Below are 22907 nucleotides of genomic sequence, written 5' to 3' on the forward strand. Positions count from 1 at the left end.
CCGATGACGATTCCGCTGAAGGTCGACGACATCGCCAGCTATCTGTCGGAAACGGGCTGGGAGCGGGATCCACAAGGCTGGCGCGGAGCGAGTGTGTGGCAACACCCGGGCGACTACGAGGTGTTGGTACCCGCTCGCGACGGCATGGGCGACAGCGACCGCCGATTACGGGAGATCCTGCGCTGTCTGTGCGCGCTGGAAGACCGGCCGGCGAGCGACATCGCCCTGGAGATCGCCAGACCGCAACTGGACAAGCAGTCCTTCCGCACGTTTCCCACCGGCCACGACCCCGGCTACACCTCGCTGCTTCTGGGTACGCAGACGGTGCTGGGTGTCCGCAACCTCCTGACGGCGGCAGCGCGCACCGTCGTGCAGGGTCCGCACTTCACCTTCGCCGGCCGACAACCGGGCGTGGTGGGCGACCTCTTGCGCGCAGCCGAACTCGGCCCCTCCCGTGCCGGGAGCTACGTCGTCGAGATCCGGGTGGCGGCGGACGCGACGGTCCGAACCCCGAGCGGGGAGCAGGTCACCGGTCGGGCCGTGCTGGTCCAGATGCTCGAGGCGGTGAGCGCGGCCCAGGCAGCCGTAGCGGCGGACGCGCCCGCGGCTTTCGACGAGACCGTCACGGCCGGCGTCTCCGCGGATCTGTGCAAGGCGCTCAGTGAGCTCTCCGGCTACGACCGCAGCGAGCCCTTCGAGATCGGCTTCCGGTGGGCGCGCTCGCAGCCACTCGATGTGCCGTCACGCGTCGTCGCGTTCCCGGAGACCTCGGGATCGCTTCTGCACGCCGCGTCCCTGCGGCTTCGCGGCCTCAACGCCACCGGTGCCGCGACGCTCTCCGGTGTGGTCGAGGGGCTGCACGACGACTCCTCCGGCAACGACCGGTGGCGGATCAAGGTCCGCGGTGAGTTGCGCACCGAGCACGCCGAACTGGTCCGGCGGGCCGTCTGGGTGCGGCTCCCGGACCAGGCCTCATACGACCGTGCGATCACCGCGCATCGGGAACGGCAGGTGATCACCGTCATGGGCGAGTTGTCCAGCATGACCGGCCGGGTGGAATTGGTGCCCGGGCGGGGGTTCGACATCTGACCGGATTTCGGCTCATCGAGGAGGGGTACTGTGCCGACGGAGTTGACTGTACGGGATCATGCATCGCTGTTCGCCCTGATGGTGGTCGCACGGCCGGTGACCAACCGTGAACTGCGCGAACTCGCCGGCCTGGAGATCACCGCGGCGGTGCGACGGCGGGTGAACCAGGATGCCGAGCGGATCGTGACCAAGAAGCATGGTGCGGTCAACGCGCACGAGCTCACGTCCGCGGGCCGGACCTGGTGCGAGTCCGCTCTGGTGGCCGGACGCCCGGACGGAGCGAAGTTTCCGGCCGGGGTGCTCTATGCGGTGCTGGACAACGTCGGACAGTACCTGGCCCGCTCCGGCACCAAGTTCGGCGAGTTCTTCCAGCCCGACGTCGAGGACTGGATCCGCGCGGTCTACACGGAGCTCACCGTCCGCCGGAAACCGGGCAGCTGGGTCACACTGTCGGCGCTGCGCCCATGGCTCGAGAACCTGCCGCGAGGAGCCGTCGACGCCGAACTCGACCGGATGATCGAGCAGCCCGACGTACAGCTGATGGGCGAGCTCAACCGGCGCACGCTCAGCGACGAGGACCGCAGGGCCGCCGTCGACATCGGCGGCGAGCCCCGCCACCTGCTGCGGATCGGACCGGCGTGAACGGGGAACTCGCCGCCCTGGAGACGCTGTACATCAACACCGCGCTGACCCAGGAAGAGATCTGGACACCGGTGACCTCCTACCACGTCGACGGCCTTCATCCCGAGGTGTTCCGGCGGCTGGGGAGGGCGATCAGCGCCGTCGAGCGCGCCCACTCTCCGGTTGCGACCGTGGTGCGTGGCGAGAGCGGCTCGGGCAAGACGCATCTGCTCGGCTGGACCCGCCACGAGATCCAGCAGCGCGGCGGCTCCTTCTTCTACGTCAAGCTCGTCACCGGCCGGAACTTCTGGGAGAGCGCCGCCGACAGCCTCGTCGACAGTCTCTACCGGGAGGACGAGGGCGGCCAGGAACAACTGATTCGGCTGCTCGACGAGCTTTCGCGTCTGGCTCGCCTCGACACGGACACCCGTACCGCCGTGACCGGCCGGCGCGAGCTGACGCGCGTCCATGTCGATGCGTTCGTCCGGGGGATCCGGACCATCGACCGGCAGGTGGGCAACGAGGCCGCGGACACGGCCCGCGCGCTGGCGCTCATAGCCTCCGACGGCGATCCCGTGGAGATCGGCAGGGCCTACTTCGCGCTCAACGACGACGACGGGGACAAGCGCGCCGCCTGGGGGATGTCGCCGGGCGGGCGACCGGCTCAACTCGTCCTCCGCGATCTGACACGCCTGTTCGCCCTGGTCGGACCGCTGGTGTTCGCCTTCGACCAGCTCGACACCCTGGTGTCCGCCGCGGAGACGTCGTCGCTGACGTCGGCCCCTTCCGGCGAGGGCCGGGCCGCCAAGCGGCTGAGCAGTGAGATCGCCACCGGCCTGATGCAACTGCGGGAGGAAGCCCGCCGGACCCTGATGGTCGTGGCGTGCCACGAGGACACCTGGGAGCAGATCTCCCGGGCGGCGGTCCGGTCCGCCCTGGACCGGTTCGACGTTCTGCCGACGCTCGGCGCGATTCCCGACGAGGCCACCGCCGCCGCCATCGTCGGCAGCCGCTTTCGGCGCTACTACGAGTCGGTGGGGTTCACCCCGCGGTATCCCACCTGGCCGGTCACCTCGGCGGCGCTGGCCGAAGCCCCACACCGTTACACCGCACGGCGGCTGCTCGTCCGGGTCCAGAAGCACATCGAGGCGTGTCTGCAGACCGGCACGGTGGCCGAACTGCTCTCCCTGGCAGGCGCAGAGCCCACGGCAGCCGCACCGCCCGCACCGGCGAGGGCCGTCAACCCGAGCACCTTCACGGAGCCCTTCGACAAGCTCCGTGCCGAGGCGGACGACCTCGGGCCGCTCGACCCCACGACCGAGGACGGGTTGATGCCCGCTTTGCTGGGCGCGGGGCTGCGGAGTCTGGTCAGGGAACTGGGCGCCGACGAGACGCGGTTCTCCATCGAGACCGACTTCGGCCGCAAGGCGGCGTTGCACGCCCGGTTGCGCTATGTCGTGGACGAGGCCAGCGAGAACGAATTCCACTGGTCCTTCCGGGCGATCGCCGCGAACAACGCCATCGCCGCCCAGAACCGGATCCGGAACGCGGCCGTGGAGGCCGGCCTGATGCCCGACCTGGCGAGCCGCCGGCTGACCCTGCTGCGGAACATGCCGTACCCGAGCGGCCCCAAGACCAAGGGCATCAAGGACGACTTCGAGGCGCGGGGCGGCGTGTCGTTACCGATCGGCGCCGCCGACCTCCGGACCCTGGCCGCCCTCCGGGCCATGCTCGACGACCGTACGCCAGGCCTGGACGAATGGCTGCGACAGGAGCGCCCCGCTTCCCGCATCGAGGTCTTCGCGCCGGTGCTGGGGGACTTGCGGCAGCATCTCGGGATCGAGGCCACGGAAGTCGGCCCCGGGGTGGCGGCGGATGCGGTGGGCATATCGGAGGACGCCGAGCCCGCTCGTACCGAAATCGTCGTCGGAACCACGGTCCGGGGCAGCCGTCCGTTTGCGGTACCCATGGAACGGCTCCGGATGCACACCGCGGTGGTGGGCGCGGCGGGATCGGGCAAGACGGTCCTGATCAAGCGACTTGTGGAGCAGTGCGCTCTGCGCGGCGTCTCGGTGATCGTGCTGGATCCGAACGACGACCTCGCACGGCTCGGCGACCCCTGGCCGCGCCCGCCGAAGGGTTGGACGGACGACCATGAGCGCGAGGCCCGACGCTATTTCGCGGATGTCGAAGTGGTCGTGTGGACACCGGGTCTGAACCGGGGACGTCCGATCTCCTTCTACCCGCTTCCCGACTTCGGTCCCGTACTTGACGACGAGGACGACTTCCCCCGTCTGGTCAGGTCGACCGTGACCTCACTCGCGCCACATGCCGGTGTCCACGGCAGCAGTGCTCGCGCGACCCAGCAGCTGGGGGTCCTCAAACGTGCCCTCGAACGGTACGCGCGCGACGGCGGCAAGACCCTGGCCGGCTTCGTCGAGCTGCTCGCCGAGCCCCCGAGCGACATCGTGAACAGCAGGACCAGTCGCTTCGCGGTTCAGATGGCGGACACGCTGGAAGCCGCGATGGAGACCGACCCGCTGTTCGGGGAGTCCGGCGCGCCCGCCGATCCCGGCATGCTCCTGATCCCGTCGCCGGGAAAGACCGCTCGTATCTCGCTGATCAGCTTCATCGGCCTGTCCGGCGACGGACCGGCCCAATTCGTCAGCCGCCTCCAGGCGACCTTGTTCTCATGGTTCAGGGCACACCCGGTCGGCGACCGTGCCCTGGGCGGGCTGTTGGTGATGGACGAGGCGCAGAACTTCGTGCCCTCCGGTGCATCGAATCCGAGTACGGACAGCACGGTCGAACTCATCCGCCAGATACGCAAGTACGGACTCGGTATGGTCCTCGCCTCACAGCTCCCCAGGGGGATCCACAACCAGGCGCTGGGCAACACCGTGAACCAGTTCATCGGCCGACTCACCCAACCCGCGCACATCGAGGCCGCCGAGACCATGGCCCGGGCGCGGAACGCGGTCCTCGACAACCTCGGTGGTCTCAAGGCCGGCATGTTCAACGCCGCGAGCGAGGGGACCGGATTCAGCAAGATCGAGGTGCCGATCTGCCTCAGTCACCACGATGTGCCGCTCAAGGAGGACGAGATCGTCGAGCGAGCCCGCCGGGGTACCTGAGCGGTCGTGAGGTAGTGAGCGCGTCTGACCCGTTCCGAGATCCTGACCTGTCGATCCGCGCCTTCCGCCAACGCGTCGACCAGGAGGCTCAACAGCTCATCCAACGGCAGCTACCGCACCTGTACGCCGTCGGCGTTCAAACCGCTGGCGAAGCCTCCAAGGTGGCCTTCACCTGGACCACCTTCCACCGCGACGCCCTACAGTCCGTCACGACCGACTCCTACGCCGACTTTTCTGTGCCGCGCCCAGGAGGCCGAGCGAAGCGCACCGGTTCTATCGGGCGGCACGCGAGGCAGCGCGCCGCGAGGTTCCACTACGTGCTGCGGGCAACATGACGGCGAAGCAGGCCGTGACGAATCTGGCGGCCTGACTCGCCGCCGAGCACAAGCTGACTCACGTCGTCTACCGCAACGGCGCTCGCGTCCCGGTCCGCGCCTGGGCCGAAGCCGCCACCCTCGCCAAGTCGGCCGTCGCCTACAACGCCGGCACCCTCAACCGCACCCGCCAGGCGGGCGTCACGATGGCACCGGCGACAACTGCCGCCAGGTGCAGCCCGAGGTGGCGACGAAGATGATCGCGGCAAGTACCGCGCGGTCATCCCACCGCCGCCGGCCTCCGCCCTGGGCACTGATTGGCGGCTCCGATGCCACGTCCTGGACGATCTCCCACAGCCCGTCCGGCACCAGCCGCTCAACTATGTACATGCCCAAAGCGACGAGCGACAGCCAATCAAGACATTGTCCAAACCGCCGATGATGCGCAGCTGGGTGTCCGGGTGGCAGAACAGGCACGCAGGCACCGCGTCCGCGGTGAGGAGCCGGCGGGCTTCGCCGCGGTTGACCGCAGGCTGCCGTTTGCGTTTCATGCCGCACTCGCCGTCGTGGACCTGGAGCGGCTCGCCCCTGGCTCTGCTGAGTTTGACGACCCAGTCCGGGGGGCCGGGGCCGGTTGCGGCGCCCGCGTTCCTCTTCGGCCTGCCGCTTTCGGACGTAGGCGATCCTGCGGTCGATGCGCTCCAGCCGCATCGCGTGCCACACCCGCATTCTGTGGAATCAACACTGTCAAGACTGCGTGGGGTTGGACAACGACTGATGCATCAACGGATGTGGATCCCGGCAAGGTGCTGGGCAAACGCCAGCTCGAACACCTCGTCCACGCCGCCACCGATATTGCCGCCTTCTGCGCGACCCATGCCCCAGCCCCGGCCAGCGCGTCGACACTGCTGGTTCTCTCTGCCGACTGCAAAGGCATCGTGGTAGTCCGCGGCAGACTGAGGCTGGGAGCTACCCGCTGCGGACTCGGGTTCCTTGCGTATAGGCGGGATTGCGCCCTGGCGGGTTTTTCAGCCGTGGGGTGTGAGGTGTCCTGAGGGGTTGTCCGGTCCGTTGAACGGAACGGGACATGACAGGCGGTTAGGTGACCGGCCACCGTGTGGGGACCGTGCTTCGAATCGTCCGGGGCCCGGGTGTACGTCGGATCGGGCACGGAGGTGGTCGGAATCGGCGAGGGAACACGGGGGTCGTTCGGCGGCCCGTGGATGGATGGTTGCGCAGGACCTGCGGCTTCGCGGTGATGCCCGTGCGCCGGAACGTCAAGGACCGGGGAAATTCCGCATGCATTTACGCCCTTGCGCACAGACGGGTGAGTGCGCCCGCCGGAGCAGTCGGGACCGGCCGACGTGCGGCGTCGCGCTCAGGACAGGTGCGGCGCACACGGCCGAGGCGTCCGCTCGTCCCCACCGCCGGCATGGCGCTGAACCCCCACCTGTTCCTGCTCGGCCGGCAGGGCAGTGCCTCGGCAGCCGCCCCGCCAGAAGGCATGGCGCCGCTGATGGACGCCGGGGCAGCTCGCTCGCCCCCGGCCGGTGGGGGAGCTGCGCGTGCGCAGGTCATCGGCCATCGGTGTCACACGGCCAGCGGCTTTCGGCCGTCGCCCGCCATCTGCGGATGCCGTTCGGGAGGCGTGTGAAGGTCCCAGGTGCCGATGCACCTGTCCGGCGGTTCTCGCCGGCACGTTGGTCGACCGGGCAAGTGAAAGATCCCTCGATCTTACCGACGGCCCTACGAGTAATTGCACGCGGATCCGGATCTGGGACTGCGCCGATGGCAACACCAGCCAGATTTGGCAATTGACGTCATTGCGCCATTCACCGAAAGATTCTTGAGAGAAGAAGAGAGGCATGGAAAGTATGAAGGCGATCAGCAGACGCAACAGACTTCTCGGGCTTGCCTTCGCGGGCGCACTGTGTGGTGCGAGTGTGGTGGCGGCGCCGATGGTGGGTGCGGCCACCGACGGGACGCTGGCGGTCACCTACTACCAGGAGTCCAACTACAACAGTGGCAAGTGCTTGGACGACCCCGGCGGCAGCCAGGCCACCCAGGTCGCCATCCAGCAGTACACCTGCAACGGCACCGTCTCGCAGCAGTGGGCCCAGTATCCGACCGACAGCGGCTACTTCCAGTTGGTCGTCGCGGCCAGCGGGCAGTGTCTGGAGGTCGAGGGGTCGAGTCAGGAGAACGACCACACGATCCAGCAGAACATCTGCAACGGCGGCTACAACCAGCAGTGGACGTGGCGCTCGAGCCCTGTCAGCCCCTATCGGCTGCTCGTTGCCAGGCACAGTGGCAAGTGCATGGGTGTCCTCTTCGACAGTTTGCTGAACCAGGCCAAGGTGGTGCAGTACACCTGTGACGGCGGCCCCTCCGAGGACTGGTACACCAGCTGAGGGTCCGCGGGGCCACCGCCGCCGGGCCGTCGCAGTGGTCCGGTAGAAGCTGGCTGGGGCAGTCCGATCCGAGGGACGGTGTGTGGGGCGGGAAGCAGCCCCGACAACGACGAAACGTGCCGGTAGTGCCGGACGTGGCGAGTCCGGCAAGCGAGGCCGGAAGGTGTACGTGAGGAACCTGCGCTTAAGGTTCGGTAAGCGTTGTACCGCTCCAACCTCGTGGATCTGTGCCGGGAAGCAGTACGCGGCTGCCCTGCATGCAGGCCGCCGGCTCCGGAATCCGAGAACTCGTCGGGACCGGTGGCCGTGCCGCAGGACTTCGGCGTAGACGTGGCGAGGCTGTCGGCGCAGAGCAGGGCAGCCATCGTGGCGGACCGGCGCATGGAGAACGTGGGCACCATCCGAGTCCTTGCCCCGCCCCGGGCCTTCCAGGCCGGGGCGGGGGCAGGGGCTCGTCTGAAGTGATCTCTCGAAGCTGGAAGCGGGCGCCCGGGTCTACGTCTGCGGCGACGGGCGGCACATGGCATCCGGCGTTCGCGAGGCGTTCCGGGCCCTCTGCGCGCGGCACACACCTGGTGCCGGCGAGGCGGCCATCGAGGACTGGCTGCGGCACCTGATGGATCAGGGCCGCTACGTCGAGGACGTCTACGCAGGCTGAACCCCATTCCACCGTCACAGAAGGCTGATCCCCATGACCGATTCCTCGTTCGACCCCACGGCCGCGCTCGACGCACTGCTCGCCGAGGTGGGGCTCGACTCCTCCGCCGCGGGCGGCCGGGTGACGTTCGCCGGACAGGACCCGGTCGTCGCCGCCCGCCACCGGCTCGGCGCCGCCATCGGCATCCCCGTGATGGGCTGCGCGGTCGGCGCCGGGGCCCTGTGGAGGCATCGCACCGGGGCGGGCCAGGACCTCCACCTGGACTTGCGGCAGGCGGTGCACGGCATCACCCCGCACGCCTTCTGGCATCCCACGCTGAACGGTCAACTGCCTCCGCACCCGCTGGTGTTCGACAACCCGTTCCTGCTGGACTCCTACCGAACCCGGGACGGCCGTACGGTCATGGCCTCCGGGGTCTACCCGCATCTGGCCGCGAAGTGGCTGCGCTTCCTCGGCGTACCGCCGGACAAGGAGAAGGTCGCCGCCGCGTTCGCCACGTGGGACGCCTTCGAGTTGGAGGAGGCGGCGAACGCCGCCGGTCTGCCGCTGTGCGTGGCGCGTACCCCGGAGGAGTGGCTGGCGCACCCGCAGGGCCGGCTTCTCGCCTCCCGGCCGGTGATCGGCCTGGAACGCATCGGAGACGCACCACCGCGCCAACTTCCTCTGTCCGGAAGCCCGTTGGATGGAATCCGCGTGCTGTCCTTCACCCACGCCATCGCCGGACCGACCGTCGGCCGCACCCTCGCCGAGCAGGGCGCGGACGTGCTGTGTGCGACCCGGCCCAACGACTACGAACACGACTTCATCTACGACGAGGCCAACATCGGCTCCCGCAGCGCCTATGTCGATCTCACCACCGACGAGGGCCGAAAGGTCGCGGACGTACTGCTTGCGGACGCGGACGTCGTCGTCAACAACCACCGGGGCAGCAAGCTGGAGAAATTCGGCCTGGATCCACGGGAGTTGGCTGCTCGCCATCCGGGGCTCATCAGTGTCTCCGTCACCTGTTACGGCTCGACGGGCCCCTGGGCCGACCGCGGCGGCTTCGACATGAACGGCTCCGCCGCCTCCGGCCTGATGACGATCGAAGGCACCCCCGACAACCCACGACTGCCCGTCACCGGCATGATCAACGACTTCATCACCGGCTACATGGGCGCCCTCGGTGCCACCGCCGCGCTGTACAAGAGGGCTACGGAGGGCGGTAGTTGGCACGTGACGGTCAACCTCACCCGCACGGCCATGTGGTACCGGACGCTCGGCCTCGTCGATCCGGCCGAGGCCGGCCGGGACGCGGAACGCAGCCTGCGCGAACCGGTCGCGTACGACGCCGTCACCCCGCTCGGCGACCTGCACACCCTCGCTCCGCCGGTCCACTTCTCGGCCACCCCGGCCCGCTGGCAGGACCCGATTCTGGTGCCCCGGGGCTCCAGCCGAGCGGAATGGCTCCCGGCTTCCTGAGCTGGTTGCCGTCGCCCCCTCCCCATCAGGTCGCGGGCGATGGCCGACGTTGCGGGGCGTGGACCGTGCCGCCGCGCTGCCACTCCGCTTGGAGCGCGACGCGGTCGCCGTTCTCCCAACTGTCTCTGCCGCCCAGATCACGCGCCTCTATCAGGTCGTCAAAGGTTCCCGGCCGGCCCACTGCCTACCGCGCCGACGGAACCCGTGGAGGGTGGGCGCTGCGCGTCGGCAGTACGGCGGACAAGAGCCCGCCCCCGTTGTGTGAGCGGCGCGTGCCCAGCATCACGGGGAAGGTCATCCGTCCCGCTTTCCCTGCCATCCGTAGCGGCGTTCGGGTCTGCCCGCCGTGCCGTAGCGCAGGGAGACGTCGGCGGAGCCGGTGGTGTGGAAGTGCTCAAGGTAACGGCGGGCGCTCACCCGGGAGATACCGGTGGCCGTCGCGCATTCGGCGGCGGACAGTGTGCCGTCGGAGTCGCGCAGGGCACGTGCCACAAGATCGGCGGTCTCCACACTCAGGCCCTTCGGAAGGGTGGCGGCCGGAGCCGGGGCAGCCCCTCGCGACAACAGGCCGTCGATGTCTGCCTGGCCGCGGACCACGGTGGCGAGCAGTCGGCCGCGACGGGCGGCGTAGCGCTCCAGGCGGGGCTGGAGGTCTTCGAAGTCGAAGGGCTTGAGCAGGTAGTCGACCACGCCGTGCCGGATGGCGCCGCGTACGGTGTCGGCTTCGCGGGCGGCGCTGATGACGATGATGTCGCAGTCGTGGCCCGCGGTCCGGAGCCTCGGGATGACGTCCAGGCCGAAGAGGTCGGGGAGGTAGAGGTCGAGCAGGACGAGGTCGGGGCGCAGTTCGGCGACCGCGGCGATGGCCTGTTCGCCGGTGCCCGCCGTACCGACGACTCTGAAGGGCGGTACTCGTTCGACGAAGGTCCGGTGGACCCGGGCCACCATGAAGTCGTCGTCGACCACGAGTACGTCGATGGTGCTGTTCATCTCCCTGTTCCTTCCGCCACGGCTTCGAGGGGCCGGTGCACGGACAGGCGTGCCGTGAACCGGGCTCCTTCGGCGGTGTTGGTCACCGCGATCTCCCCGCCGCGCCGCTCGCAGACGAGCCGGGTGAGCGCGAGGCCGATGCCCCTCTCGCCCTCAGCCGCCGCTTTGGTCGTGAAGCCGTGGCGGAAGACCTCCTGGGCCAGCGCGGGGGCGATGCCCGGACCGGAGTCGCACACCACGATCTCGACGCTCGACGCGTCCTGCCGGATGTCGACCTCGACCCAGGGCTCGACATCACCGGAGTCGCCATGGAAGTCGCCACCGGAGGCGGCTGCGTCGATGGCGTTGTCGAGCAGGTTGCCGACGACGGTCGCCACGTCGGCGGAGTCCTCCGGTTCGAGTCGGCCGAGGGCCGTGGTGTCCGAGATCCTCAGCGTGATCCTCCGTTCGGCTGCGAGGGAGTACTTCGCCATGAGGAGGGCGGCGACCGTCGGTTCGTGGACGCGGCGGCCGAGTGTCATGTCCAAGGACTGTCGGCGGCGGGTGAGCGCGCGAACGTACCGCACGACCTCGTCCTGCTCTCCGATCTGGATCAGACCGGAGATGGTGTGCAACTGGTTCGCGAACTCGTGGGCCTGTGCCCTCAGCAACTCCGACGAGCTGCGGAAGGACCCGATCTCCCGCTCCAACTGGGCCAGTTCGGTGCGGTCCCGCAGGGTGGTCACGGAGCCGAGCGGTCGTTCGTTCTTCGTGACGGTCATTCGGTTCATCACGAGCACGCGGCCACGACGTATGACGACCTCGTCGTGTCTGTGCCGGCGATCGGCGCCCGCGCCGGTGAGTACGTCGCGCAGGCGGCCGTCGATGCCGAGGTCGTCCAGGGTCATGCCCACGCAGGTCTCGGGCAGGTCGAGCAGCTGTTTGCCCACCTCGTTCACGAGGGTGAGACGCTGCTGCGGGTCCAGAGCGACGACGCCTTCGGCGATTCCGTACAGCATCGCCTCGCGGTGCTCGGCGAGTCCGGTGATCTCACGCGGCTCCAGCCCCAGCGTCTGCCGCCTGACCCGGCGGGACAGGAGCCAGGAGCCGGCCAGGCCGAGGCCGCTGGCGATGCCGAGGTAGGCGAGGAGATAGGAGGACGCTCCGCCGAGCCTCTGCCATACCGTCGGGGACGCCTCACCGATCATCACCGTGCCCAGAGTCCGCCCCAGATCGGTGCTCGCCGCACCGAGCACCGGTACCTGGGCCACCAGCTCGTGACTGCCGTCCCAGGTGAGAGAACCGGACCAGCCGCGTCCACGGGACACACCCGGTCCGAGGGGCAGACGGTCGCCCACGACCGTGGGATTGGTGGAACTGACGATGCGTCCGGAGCCGTCGGCGACGGTCACGGAGCTGACTCCCGACTGCACCAGGACGGAATGGGTCAACGGAGCCAGCGCTTCTCCCGACTCCGGCCGGGGCAGTTCGGTGCGCACCAGCGGATTGGCGGCCAGCTGCTCGGCCAGCGCGCCTACGCGTCGGCCCTCGACGCGATTGAAGGTGGCTTCCGACTGGGCGAGCGAGACGGCCGCGACCGCCAGCAGCACCACCACGACGATGGCGAGCTGCAGCACGAGCATCTCGCCCGCGAGGGTATGGCGGCGAAAACTGGTGACCACAACGAACTCAATCTCTACTGCTGACACAAACTGTGCGGCTCGTACCACGGGCCGCACAATCATGACGTTCATCCCGACGCGGCGAAAGAGAGGTGCCATGAGAGGTCGCTCGCACGCCCTTCGTGACGCCCTCGTCGCCCTGCCGCTGGTCCTCGTCGTCGGATGCGGGGTGCTGCCCGGTACCGCGGGGCACGCTGACACCGGCCTGCGGATCATGGTTCCGAACACGCCGGGCGGCGGCTACGACACCACGGCCCGCACGGCGGCACGGGTCATGCAGGAGATCGGTGTCGCCCCCGACGTGCAGGTGTTCAATCTGCCGGGCGCGGGCGGCACGGTCGGTCTGCAACGCATCGTGAACGAGCGGGGCAACGGTCGGCTGGCCCTGCAGATGGGACTGGGCGTCCTCGGCGCCTCGCACGTGGCGCACGCCGGAGTCACCGTCACCCAGACGACTCCGCTCGCCCGGCTGGTGGACGAGCCGGGTGCGGTGGTCGTACGCGGGGACTCGCCCTACCGGTCGATCGAGGATCTGGTCACCACCTGGAAGAGGAGCCCGGCACGGCTGAGAGTCGGTGGCGGATCCTCGCCCGGTGGACCGGACAACCTGTTGTCTCTGGAACTGGCGAAGGCCGTCGGCATCGGCCCGCGGCAGGTCGACTACGCCGCCTACCAGGGCGGGGGAGGAGACCTGCTGCCGGCCCTGCTCGACGGCAAGGTCGACTTCGCCACCACCGGGGTCGGAGAGTTCCTCGACCAGATCGACGCCGGGCAGCTCAGGGTCCTCGCCGTGACCAGCGAGAAACCGGTCGACGCCCTGCCGGGAGTGCCGACGCTGAAGAGCGTCGGCATCGACCTGGCCTTCAGCAACTGGCGCGGAATCGTGGCCCCACCGGGTATCACCGCCGCCGACCGGAAGCGGTGGATCGACGCGCTGACCGCGATGCACGCGTCCAAGCAGTGGAAGGCGGCGGTCCGCAGACACGGCTGGGCCGACGCCTTCGCCGTCGGCGTCGCCTTCGGGACGTACCTCTCCGAACAGGACACCTCGGTCGCCCGCCTCACCAAGGAACTCGGGCTGAACCGACCGGTGCGCTGACCGGTCGCCCCCGATCACCCGGCGTGCGGCGCGCCGCCCCGCGATCCCTCCTGCCCAGCACCTCAACTCGCCGCGCCCATCACCCTGCCCGTCGAAAGGCACCCGCATGACCTCGCACACCTGGTGGCTGCTCGTCATCCTGACCGTGGCGATCGCCGCCCTGATCTACCTCATCAACTCCCGTTTGCGCGTCCACCCGTTCATCGCGCTGATCGTCGTCACCGTGGCGACCGGTCTCGCGGCTGGTGAGCCCGTCGACCGACTGGCGGGTTCCGTCGAGGACGGCGCCGGCGGCACCCTTGGTGACGTGGGGATCACTCTGGCTCTGGGTGCCATGCTCGGGCGTCTCCTGTCCGACTCGGGTGCCACCGATGCCGTCGCCCGCGCTCTGGTCGACCGCTCCAGCACCCGGAAGCTGCCCTGGCTGGTCGCGGTCGCCGCGTTCGTCATCGGCGTCCCGATGTTCTTCGAGGTCGGGCTCATCGTGCTGCTGCCGCTGATCTTCAGCGTGGCGCGGAGACTGGAGGCCCAGGGCGGCACGAAGGGCTCTCCGTACGTGCTGCTCGGCGTGCCGGCCATCGCCGCCCTGTCGACGCTGCACGGCATGCTCCCGCCGCACCCCGGACCGCTCACCGCCGTGACCGGTCTGCACGCGGACCTCGGTCTGACCATGCTCGTCGGCTTCGTCTGCGCCGTCCCGACCGTGATCCTGGCGGGCCCCGTCTACGCCCGCTGGATCGCGCCCCGTCTCCCCGACGTCCGCCCGGACGCCGCTCTCGTCGCGCAGTTCACCGGCGCCGGGCGCCGTACCGAGAAGGAATCGGCGGTTGCCGTCACGGCGGTCGGCGGTCCCGGCGCGCAACGGCGTACGGACGTCGAAGCGGGCTCATCCGTGCCGACCGCCCTGGCCGTCACCGCGGTGCTCGTCCCCGTGGTCCTCATGCTGCTGCGCACCCTCGCCGAGACGATGCTGGACGAGACCAACTCGGTGCGCTCCGTGCTGACGTTCACCGGCGAGCCGGTCGTGGCCATGCTCGCGGGACTCCTCTTCGCCCTCGCCCTGACCACCCTGCGCACCGGGCGGCCCGCCGAGGAGGTCCGCGAGTCCCTGACGGACAGCCTCAGGTCCATCGCCGTGATCCTGCTCATCATCGGTGGCGGTGGCGCGTTCAAACAGGTTCTCCAGGACTCCGGCATCGGCGACGCGATCGCCGCCGCGGCCAAGGGAGCTCATCTCGACGTCATCCTGCTCGGCTGGCTGGTCGCACTTCTGCTGTCGACGACCACCGGCTCCGCCACTGTCGGCATCGTCTCCGCGACCGGCATCGTCGCTCCTCTGATCCACGGAGGAGGCCTGGAGGCCTCACTGCTCGTGGTGGCCGTCGGGGCGGGCTCCCTCGGGCTCAACTACGTGAACCACGCCGGGTTCTGGCTGGTCAAGGAGTCCTTCGGCATGGATCTGGCCCAGGCCACGAAGACACAGACCGTGGTGCAGACACTGGTCAGCGTGCTCGGTCTGGGCATGGCACTCCTGCTGTCCGTGTTCGCGTGATGACCACGGCCCGGTCGATGGGTTGTGCGGCCGGGCCGAAAGGGAAGGGGTGCTCGGTCGGGCGGTGCATCCGAGGGCGGGCGTCCAGGTTGGCCGTCTGCGTGAGGGCAGCCGCTTGCACCGGTTGGTGAAACGTGTCGCTCCGGCAGGGACCGGGAGCGTCGCCACCTGCGCCTGTGGTGGGTGCCGCCGTGATTGCCGCCGTGGGCGGCCTGCTGGCGGTGGACCGTTGCGGCGTCGGTCAGCCCAGCGAGGCGGTTGCCGCGCGGAGGTCCTCCAGGGCTGCCAGTGCGTGTGGCGCGAGCCCTTCCGTGTCGTCGCGGTCGCTTTCGGACCACTGGGCGTAGCCGCGTTTGAATGCGAGGACTCCCAGTTCGCCGGCGAGGTGCGCGGTCGGGTCGGGGACGCCGCGGGCGATGAGTGCGGTTGTCATGGCGGCTGCGAGACCGACGCTCTTGAGGGTGTCGCGTTCCTGGAGTTCGGTGCTGGCTGCCACGGCGGCTTTGATGCGGGGGCCGAGTTCGCGGTTGGCCGGCCCCATGGCGCTCGATGCGCGCTCCAGGCCGGCTGCCACCGCCTGAAGCGGGCTGGCGTCCGCGGGGGCTTCGGTGATGCCGTCGGCGAGCAGCCTGCTGAGGGTCTCCTGGCCGGCGACCAGCAGCTCGCGCTTGTCGGAGAAGTGCCGGAAGAAGGTGCTCTTGGTGACGCCGGCGCGCTCGGCGATCTGCGCCACCGTGGTGGCGTCGTACCCCTGCTCGGTGAACAGGTCGACGGCGGCGACGACGAGTCGCTGGGCCGCGCCTGGTTGCCATCTGGCCATGGGACCAGGATAGGTGATGGGACTCCTGTCCCGTCACCGGTGTAGGGTCAGTGACGGGACAAGAGTCCCATCACTTGAGGGAGAGCTCATGCATGTCTTCGTCACCGGCGGCACCGGCACCATCGGCTCCGCCGTCGTCGCGGAACTGCTCGCAGGCGGCCACAGCGTTCTCGCACTGGCCCGCTCGGACGGCTCCGCACAGACCCTTGCGAGCGCCGGCGCCGAGGTGCTGCGAGGAGACCTGGCGGACCTCGACGTCCTGCGGTCCGGCGCCGCGCAGTGCGAGGGCGTGATCAGCCTGGCGTTCGGACGCGACTACAGCAGCCCGGACGCGCTCGCCCGGGCCATCACCGAGGAGAGCGCCGCCCTCGCCGCGCTGGGGCGGGAACTCATCGGAAGCGACCGCCCGATCGTCACGGTCTCGGGTACGCCCTGGGTACCGGGCCGTGCCTCCACCGAGGCCGATCCGCTGCCGACCGACGGGCCGGTGGGCGGTCGGGGCCGCTCCGTCACGGCGTTGCTGGATCTCGCCTCGCGCGGTCTGCGCAGCACGGCCGTCCGCATGCCGCGCACCGTCCACAACGAGGGGCAGGGCGGATTCGCCGGCCTGCTGGTCGAGGCGGCGCGCCGTACCGGAGTGGCCGGATACCCGGGGGAGGGCACCCAGCGCTGGCCGGCCGTGCACGCGCTCGACGCGGCGGTCCTCTTCCGCCGGGTCCTCGAGTCGGCTCCCGCCGGGACGTCCTGGCACGCCGTCGGCGACGAGGGCGACGCGGTGCGGGACATCGCGACCGTCATCGGCCGGCGACTGGGTCTGCCGGTCGAACAGGTCCCGGAAGAGAACTTCGGCCCGTTCGGCCCGATCTTCGCGATGGACCAGCCGGCCTCCAGCGCCCACACCCGCGAAGCCCTCGGGTGGCGGCCGGCGCACTCCGGCCTCCTGAAGGACCTGGAGAACATCCAGCCCTGAGGCACGCCCCTCGCCTTCGGCGTCCACCGGCTCGTGCGCGGGTTCCTGCGGGTCGGACGCCGGGGCATCGGATCCCGGTCATCGTGTCGTGTTCCGCCTGGGCGAACCCGCGACGGTGGACCTTGGCGGCATGCTCCTCGGCGTCACTGCCGTGACCACCGGCCGCGGCCGGGAGGAAGCCCCGCCCGCTCCTGGAAGCACACGGCCGCTTCGGCAGCCTTTCCCTGCGGCCCTTCTCCTGCGGCCTTTCCCTGCGGCCTTTGGACACCTTCCCCGCTCCCGGCCCCGCCACGAGCAAGGCCGACACGACGGGTCGAGGATCTGCGCTCCCCCGGCGGGGGCCTCAGCCGTTTGGGGCGACCGGTTCGGGACCGGCGTCGAGCGCGTCGAGCACTGCTTCGCCGTTCGCCCTGGCCCACTCGGTGAGCGTGTGGATCGGACCGATCAGGGTTGCGCCGAGCGGGGTGAGTTCGTATTCGACGCGGGGCGGCACCTCGGCGTAGGCGTGGCGGCGGACGAGTCCGTGCGCTTCGAGCCGTCGCAGTGTCTGGGTGAGCATCTTGCGGGAGATGCCGCCGATCAGATCGATCAGCTCGCCATGGCGGACCGGGCCCCGGCTGAGGCCGTAGAGCACGACCGCCGTCCACTTGTCGGCGATGAGTTCGACCGTCAGACGCGCCGGACAGTCGGCGAGAAAGCCGGCACCGGGAACGGGACCGCTCATGGCGTCAAAGGTACCGGCACCTGGGGTACCTGCGGGTTCCTGTCGGAAACCTAGCCTGGGGTTTCCCCCCTTCCCGAGCTTCCCGAGTTTCCCGAGCCAGGAGAGTCATGCCAGTCATGCGAGTCGTCACCCAGCAGACGCTCGGCGGTCCCGAGGTGCTCACGATCGTGGACGCGCCCGAGCCCCGGCCCCTCCCGACCGAGGTCCTCGTCCGTGTCAGGGCGATCGGGCTGAACCCGCTGGAGGCGCGCCTGCGCGCCGGGGAGTTCCCGCTGCTCGGCCGGCCGCCGTTCGTTCTCGGCTGGGACATCAGCGGCGTCGTCGAACAGGCGTCGACCTGGCGGTTCAGGCCCGGTGACGAAGTGTTCGGAATGCCCCTGTTCCCCCGGGCCGCGCACGCCTATGGCGAAGCGGTGTCCGCTCCGGCGCTGCACCTGGTGCGCAAGCCGGCGTCGCTCTCGCACGCGGAGGCGGCGGCGCTGCCGGTCGTCGGGCTGACGGCATGGCAGGGCCTGGTCGACCTGGCGGGTGTGGGTGAGGGCGACCGTGTCCTGGTCCACGGCGGTGGCGGCGGGGTCGGTCACGTCGCGATCCAGATCGCGAAGGCGCTCGGCGCGCAGGTGATCGCGACCGCCGGCGGGAGCAAGCGGGAGTTCGTCGAGGGGTTCGGCGCCGACGAGGTGATCGACTACACGGCGGTCGACTTCACCGAGGCGGTCCGCGGCATCGACGTCGTGCTCGACACGATCGGCGGCGACACCGCCGAGCGCTCGCTCCGCGTGCTGCGCCCGGGAGGCCACCTGGTGACGGCGGTCGCCGAGGAGGACGCGGAGCTCATCGCCCGCTACGAGGCGGCCGGGATGCGCTTCAGCGGCATCGCGGTCGACCCGGATCCGGTCGCCCTGCGCGGTCTCGTCGACCTCGTCGAACAGGGCAGGCTCCGGGTCCATGTGCAGCAGACGTTCCCCTTCGAGCGCGTTGCCGACGCGCACCGGCTGCTCGAGGCCGGCCACCTGCGGGGCAAGCTCGTCCTCACCGTCTGATCCCGATGATCCCGGCGCGAGGCCTCGCGCCGGGTCTGGGACCTGCGTGCCCGAAGCGCCGCCACGGGTCGATCGGGCCGATGACGCACAGGCACTCCCCGACGGGTCCGCACGGCCGTCGCCCAGGACGGCACGCCCGCCGATTCGACGGCACCGGCACCGCCGTCACGCCTGGCGGCACCGGACACGCGAGGTTGCGGTATTCGCATCAAAAGTGCGTATCCTGTATAATCCCTGCTGTGGGTATGGCCTTGGACGAGCGGGTGCGGTCGGCGGTCGCCGCGCTCCTGCATGCGACGGGCGAGTCGCAGGTCGATCTCGCGGCCGCGCTGGGAGTCAGCCAGGCGCAGGTGAGCCGCCGCCAGTCCGCAGCAGCCGCGTGGAGCCTGGCAGACTGCGACATCGTGGCCGCGCACTACGGAATCGACGTCCTCGCACTCCTTGCCGGCCCCACCCGGGCCATGGAATCCCTGCCCGCACACCGCCGCCGCACCCCCGGCCGCACCCCGGCCCAGTCCCGGTCCCGGTCCCGCCGGACCGCCGGCGCCGTACAGGACGGGGGAGCCTGATGGCGGACTTCGAGGCGATCGATGCCCTGCTCGCCCTCGCCAAGCAGGAAACCCCCTTGCCGCCCGTCGAAGAGCGCCGCCCTTTGCGGGAGGCACTGAACGTCTCACGCGCCCGGCTCGCGCAGGCTCTGGGGGTGGGCGTGTCCACGGTGGGGGGCTGGGAGTCGGGACGCGACCCGAGCGGCGACGTACGGGAGAAGTACGCGTACTTCCTCGAGGGAGCCCGCACCAGACTGGCCCCCACCGCAACCACCGCAACCACCGGCACAGAGCCCGCCGCCGAACTCCCGCAGGAGCCGGCGCAGGCCGAGCCGGACCCCGCGGCAGCCACGGACACGGACCCCGCCACGGAGCTCCCGCAGGAGCCGGCGGAAGCCGACGAGCCCGCCCACCCCGCCCACCCCGACGACCTCGTCGGCCTCGTCGGCCTGGACGACGTCGATGAGCTGGCGGTCCCGCGGCCGTGCGTGCTGTGCGGGCAGCCCGCCCGCCATCAGGTCGAAGGATTCCCCCAGCACCTGGACCCCGCCGACTGCAACCCCGCCCGGACCGTCCCCGCCGCCCAGCCCGTTCCCACCGCTCAGCCTGTTCCCGCCGCCGAACCCGCCCCCAAGCCGGCCGGTCGCACCGGAACAAGGCGTCCGCCGACCGTGCACCAGCCGGTGCGGCAGGCCGGACGCGGCGTGAAGGTCGTGCCGGTCGGGCGCCGTATGCAGACCGCCGACACCCCGGACCTGATCGCCTCCGCCGTCACCGCAGTCCTCGCCCAGCACGCCGGCGATGTCGAGGCAGCCACCGCGGCGTTGGTGAAGCGGGCCATCCCGGACGCCATGATTTTGCTGGACCACACCCGCAAGGGCGGCCGCTACGACGTCGTCGCGCACCCGTGGCTGCCCGACGTGCTGCGCAAACAGACCGCTCGCGGTGCCGACCAGGTCTGGGAGGCCCGCCCCAAGTGGGCCCGCCCCGAACTCCCGCCCGGCGTGCACGAGGTGACCGCCCTCGACATCAACGGCGCCTACCTGTCCGCACTCAAGACCCACCTCCCGCTCGGCCAGCTCGAACACTCCACCGGCGATCTCCACGACCGCCGCCGCGCCGGCATCCACCTGATCACCCCGCCCGCCTGGAACCACGACACGGTGCTGCCCAACCCGATCGGCAACCGCGACGAGGCCGGCCCCCTGTGGATCACGGAGCCGACCCTGCGCCTGCTGCTGCGGATCTCCAGCCCCACGTACGGACTGTGCGAGCCGCCCGTGATCCACGAATCGTGGACCTCGGGCGCCACCGAAGGCCTGCTGGAGAAATTCCGCATCACCCTCAAGGACGCCCGCGACACCGCGATCGCCGACGGCGACGACGTCACCCTCGAATACGTGAAGGCGATGTATTCGAAATTCGTTTCGACCATGGGGGAGTCGAATTACAACCGGGAGCTGTACCGCACGGACTGGATGCACCTCATCCGCTCCCAGGCGTTCGCGAACCTGTGGTGGAAGGCCCACCGTGCCTACGACGAGGGCCTGATGGTGGTGCGCGCGATGGGCACCGACGAGCTGCACGTGGCGGGCGACTGGCGCGCTATCTTCCCCGAAGGCCGCGGCGTCACCGAGGTGAAGGTCAAGGACGTCTACGCCGTCGGCCACGCTGACCCCGCGACCCCGGAAGAGGCCTGACATGCCCGAGCGGAACATCGACTTCGGCAAGTTCGGCGCGCGCGGCATCAAGGGCCACGAGGCCGTCGCCCGCCAGCTGGACGCCCTCGCCGGCTACATCGCCACCCCGATCACCGCCCGGCGAGGTCTGCTCGCCCGCCTGCACTACCTCACCCGCACCGACCACGCCCAGGCCGCCGCTCGTACCGCCGGACTGACCGTCACCGGCCGCACCCTGCGCGCCTGGCTGAACGGCACCCGCACCCCGTCGCGGAAGAACCTCGCGGCGATCGAGCAGGCGTACCGCACCGTGCGCCGCGAGAACGTCGCCAGCTACCTCCTGGCACGCCTCAACCGCGGTACCCGCGTGGAGATTCACCCGCTCAACCAGTCCCAGGTCGACCGCCCCTACCAGCGGGCGGTGGAGTACCGGGCGCTGACCGTCCGTCACTGGGACCGGATCGTCGCTGCGTGGGCCGCCGGCGACGACCAGGAGCTGGACGACGCGTGGGTCGACCAGGTTGTCGACCTCGGCTCCCAGTGGGGCCAGTACGAGTACGTCACCAACATCGGCTTCGCGGCATGAGTACGCTCGGCAACCACTTGTGATCCACACCAGCAGGGCCCCGCACACGGTGCGGGGCCCTGCTCCATGTCCGGCAACGACCGTGACGACCCGCCCCCGACGTGTCGAGATGCCCCTCTACGCGGCCATGCCCACGTCGGTGCTCTTGGGGCCGGACCCCTTGAGGGGGATGTCGGCCGTGGGCTTCTCCTTGGTCTTGCCGTGCATCTCCTGGAGGGCCTTGAGTCGCTTGGTCTCCGCGTCGGCGTGGGCCCGGTCCGCTGCGGCGAGCCACGGTTCGAGGGCTGCCGGGCTGGCGACGTAGCAGGCCTTGAGGAAGGCGATGGTCTGCCTGCGGTCGACGGGCAGCATCTCGCCCTTGATGACGCGGCGGGTGGTGCTGCTGGGCAGCACGCCGATCTCGGATATCCGTTCCATCTCGCCGGGGGTGGGATAGCCGGCCCACACATGCTGGCGGCGCAGGTCCCGGAGCAGGTCAGCCCGTGTGGAGATCAGATCCGGGTCGGGGGCGCTGGGAACGTAGTACGGGGCCCGGGTGTCCCGGCGGGCGCGGATCCACAGCTCCTGGCCGCGGTTGATGGCGGCACTGAGGGCCGCGACGGTCATCTCCTTGCTGGTGGAGGTCGTGGCGATGAAGGCCGAGACGGTCTCCCAGGAGGGCACGCAGTTGCCGGAGGCGGCCCGCTCGAACGTGGCCTTCGACGGAATGCCGTTGACCTCCAGGGCCATCTGCTCGTAGGTCTGGCCGGACCGGGCCTTGCGCTCACGCAGGAAGTCCGCGAGCTTCGCGCGTGCGGGAACGGTGCGGTTCACCGGCTTCTCGGGGCGTCCCATGCCGGTCACCTCAGTTCCCCGCGCTGAAGTAGGCGCGGATCATGCGGCTGATACGCCCGGCCCTGCTGCCGCCGACCACCGCCATCGCGACGACGGTGGCGCCGGTGGTACCGGCGCCCGCGAGGAGCAGCAGGACATCGCCGACGTTCATGCCCGAAGGGGCGAGGAAGGCCGCAGTGACGACGAACACGACGATGACGACCGCCTGCGGCATGCCGAACCGGTCGACAGAGGTCGTGGTGCTGGTGCCGGCCGACGCCGGCGCGGTGGCCGCGGCGCTCGCCGCGGCAGTGGGCTTCCCACCCATGTGCGTATCCCCTTACGTACCGTCCGGCGATCAGGAGATCGCCGGACGGTGCTACTTGCTCCAACCGGTGTCGATCTCCCGTGCGCCTGGCGAGAGTTGGCGCTCTCGACGCGTGGGAGACCTGCTGCCCACAGGGTCTCAGCCTCTAGGGCATGTGTGAGCGTCGGTAAATCGTTGGCTCACCAACGCTCCAAAGCTCCGCCTGTGACCTGAGTCACACGCTGACAGCCACGGACGAGTGGGTGTGGGTATGGCAAACAGGAAGATCGAAAGGCGTCGGTGCAGATCGTGGCGCTGCACCCTGCCCTAGCATGCGGCGGGTCCTGCGGTTCCCCTTGCCCCGCAATCTTTACTCGGAGAAACGTCCTATAAATGTACAAGGGCGTCATGACGGGACATGAGTGTG

Annotated in this window: 19 protein-coding genes and 2 pseudogenes; 13 read left to right on the forward strand and 8 right to left on the reverse strand. The window is 70.0% G+C overall.

The genetic code is table 11. The features are described 5' to 3' along the window. Positions 1-3: 3 nt before the first annotated feature. Genes ACQHII_RS47605 through ACQHII_RS47615 form a run of 3 tightly spaced genes read left to right on the forward strand, consistent with a single transcriptional unit; the run spans position 4 to position 4844 of the window. Positions 4-1089, forward strand: coding sequence for a hypothetical protein (locus tag ACQHII_RS47605; RefSeq protein ID WP_427925174.1), 1086 nt, complete (start codon positions 4-6; stop codon positions 1087-1089). A gap of 42 nt (positions 1090-1131) precedes the next feature. Next, the gene (locus ACQHII_RS47610) at positions 1132-1731 is read left to right on the forward strand and encodes a hypothetical protein (protein ID WP_427925175.1); all 600 of its coding nucleotides are present in this window, start codon (positions 1132-1134) and stop codon (positions 1729-1731) included. Next, the gene (locus ACQHII_RS47615) at positions 1728-4844 is read left to right on the forward strand and encodes a helicase HerA domain-containing protein (protein ID WP_427925176.1); all 3117 of its coding nucleotides are present in this window, start codon (positions 1728-1730) and stop codon (positions 4842-4844) included. The genes ACQHII_RS47610 and ACQHII_RS47615 overlap by 4 nt, the downstream gene beginning before the upstream one ends. Positions 4845-5371: 527 nt before the next feature. On the opposite strand, the pseudogene ACQHII_RS47620 reads toward ACQHII_RS47615, so the two are convergent. Beyond that, positions 5372-5548: pseudogene (locus tag ACQHII_RS47620) on the reverse strand (transposase); the annotation flags it as partial. After that, the gene (locus ACQHII_RS47625) at positions 5539-5937 is read right to left on the reverse strand and encodes a DUF6233 domain-containing protein (protein ID WP_427925564.1); all 399 of its coding nucleotides are present in this window, start codon (positions 5935-5937) and stop codon (positions 5539-5541) included. The gene ACQHII_RS47625 and the pseudogene ACQHII_RS47620, both read right to left, overlap by 10 nt. 1086 nt (positions 5938-7023) lie before the next feature. Here ACQHII_RS47625 and ACQHII_RS47630 point away from each other — a divergent pair. The 3 genes and pseudogenes from ACQHII_RS47630 (at position 7024) to ACQHII_RS47640 (ending at position 9688) form a co-directional block, all read left to right on the forward strand. Then, positions 7024-7569 carry an RICIN domain-containing protein gene (locus tag ACQHII_RS47630; protein ID WP_427925177.1) on the forward strand — a complete coding sequence of 182 codons (546 nt, stop codon included), beginning with the start codon at positions 7024-7026 and terminating at the stop codon, positions 7567-7569. Between the two features lie 475 nt (positions 7570-8044). Then, positions 8045-8227: pseudogene (locus ACQHII_RS47635) on the forward strand (hypothetical protein); the annotation flags it as partial. Positions 8228-8260: 33 nt separating this feature from the next. After that, positions 8261-9688, forward strand: a complete 1428-nt coding sequence (locus tag ACQHII_RS47640; RefSeq protein ID WP_427925178.1) for a CoA transferase — start codon at positions 8261-8263, stop codon at positions 9686-9688. Between the two features lie 294 nt (positions 9689-9982). Here ACQHII_RS47640 and ACQHII_RS47645 read toward each other — a convergent pair whose 3' ends face one another. After that, positions 9983-10678, reverse strand: coding sequence for a response regulator (locus ACQHII_RS47645; RefSeq protein ID WP_427925179.1), 696 nt, complete (start codon positions 10676-10678; stop codon positions 9983-9985). Then, on the reverse strand, positions 10675-12339 hold the full coding sequence (locus tag ACQHII_RS47650; protein WP_427925180.1) for an ATP-binding protein: 1665 nt from the start codon (positions 12337-12339) through the stop codon (positions 10675-10677). Before ACQHII_RS47650 ends, ACQHII_RS47645 begins: the two co-directional genes overlap by 4 nt. A gap of 97 nt (positions 12340-12436) precedes the next feature. Between ACQHII_RS47650 and ACQHII_RS47655 the strand changes: the two genes are divergently transcribed. Beyond that, positions 12437-13438, forward strand: coding sequence for a tripartite tricarboxylate transporter substrate binding protein (locus ACQHII_RS47655; protein ID WP_427925181.1), 1002 nt, complete (start codon positions 12437-12439; stop codon positions 13436-13438). A 106-nt stretch (positions 13439-13544) separates the two neighbouring features. Continuing rightward, positions 13545-14990 carry a GntP family permease gene (locus ACQHII_RS47660; protein WP_427925182.1) on the forward strand — a complete coding sequence of 482 codons (1446 nt, stop codon included), beginning with the start codon at positions 13545-13547 and terminating at the stop codon, positions 14988-14990. A 241-nt stretch (positions 14991-15231) separates the two neighbouring features. Here the strand turns inward: ACQHII_RS47660 and ACQHII_RS47665 are convergent, their stop codons facing one another. Beyond that, on the reverse strand, positions 15232-15810 hold the full coding sequence (locus ACQHII_RS47665) for a TetR/AcrR family transcriptional regulator (protein ID WP_427917168.1): 579 nt from the start codon (positions 15808-15810) through the stop codon (positions 15232-15234). A gap of 88 nt (positions 15811-15898) precedes the next feature. On the opposite strand from ACQHII_RS47665, the gene ACQHII_RS47670 reads away from it, so the two are divergent. Beyond that, entirely contained in the window at positions 15899-16780 is an 882-nt protein-coding gene (locus ACQHII_RS47670; protein ID WP_427917167.1) for an SDR family oxidoreductase, read from the forward strand. 343 nt (positions 16781-17123) lie between these two features. Here ACQHII_RS47670 and ACQHII_RS47675 read toward each other — a convergent pair whose 3' ends face one another. Further along, complete coding sequence (locus tag ACQHII_RS47675; RefSeq protein WP_427917166.1) at positions 17124-17504, reverse strand: winged helix-turn-helix transcriptional regulator; 381 nt, start codon at positions 17502-17504, stop codon at positions 17124-17126. A gap of 116 nt (positions 17505-17620) precedes the next feature. Between ACQHII_RS47675 and ACQHII_RS47680 the strand changes: the two genes are divergently transcribed. The 4 genes from ACQHII_RS47680 to ACQHII_RS47695 all read left to right on the forward strand — a co-directional run bounded on the left by ACQHII_RS47680 (position 17621) and on the right by ACQHII_RS47695 (position 21360). Next, complete coding sequence (locus ACQHII_RS47680) at positions 17621-18547, forward strand: NADP-dependent oxidoreductase (protein ID WP_427925186.1); 927 nt, start codon at positions 17621-17623, stop codon at positions 18545-18547. Positions 18548-18792: 245 nt separating this feature from the next. Continuing rightward, a complete protein-coding gene (locus tag ACQHII_RS47685) occupies positions 18793-19116 on the forward strand; it encodes an XRE family transcriptional regulator (RefSeq protein WP_427925185.1) in 324 nt (107 codons plus the stop codon). Beyond that, positions 19116-20795 (forward strand): helix-turn-helix domain-containing protein, encoded by a 1680-nt coding sequence (locus tag ACQHII_RS47690; RefSeq protein ID WP_427917165.1) that lies wholly within the window; start codon positions 19116-19118, stop codon positions 20793-20795. The genes ACQHII_RS47685 and ACQHII_RS47690 overlap by 1 nt, the downstream gene beginning before the upstream one ends. A gap of 1 nt (position 20796) precedes the next feature. Then, positions 20797-21360, forward strand: a complete 564-nt coding sequence (locus ACQHII_RS47695; protein ID WP_427917164.1) for a transcriptional regulator — start codon at positions 20797-20799, stop codon at positions 21358-21360. 117 nt (positions 21361-21477) lie between these two features. Here ACQHII_RS47695 and ACQHII_RS47700 read toward each other — a convergent pair whose 3' ends face one another. Both ACQHII_RS47700 and ACQHII_RS47705 read right to left on the reverse strand, forming a co-directional pair. After that, positions 21478-22194: a hypothetical protein gene (locus ACQHII_RS47700; protein ID WP_427917163.1), complete on the reverse strand. Its 717-nt coding sequence runs from the start codon at positions 22192-22194 to the stop codon at positions 21478-21480. Between the two features lie 10 nt (positions 22195-22204). Then, entirely contained in the window at positions 22205-22501 is a 297-nt protein-coding gene (locus tag ACQHII_RS47705) for a hypothetical protein (RefSeq protein WP_427917162.1), read from the reverse strand. Positions 22502-22907: the final 406 nt, after the last annotated feature.

Source organism: Streptomyces sp. cg40 (assembly GCF_050320165.1).
Lineage (GTDB): Bacteria > Actinomycetota > Actinomycetes > Streptomycetales > Streptomycetaceae > Streptomyces > Streptomyces hokutonensis.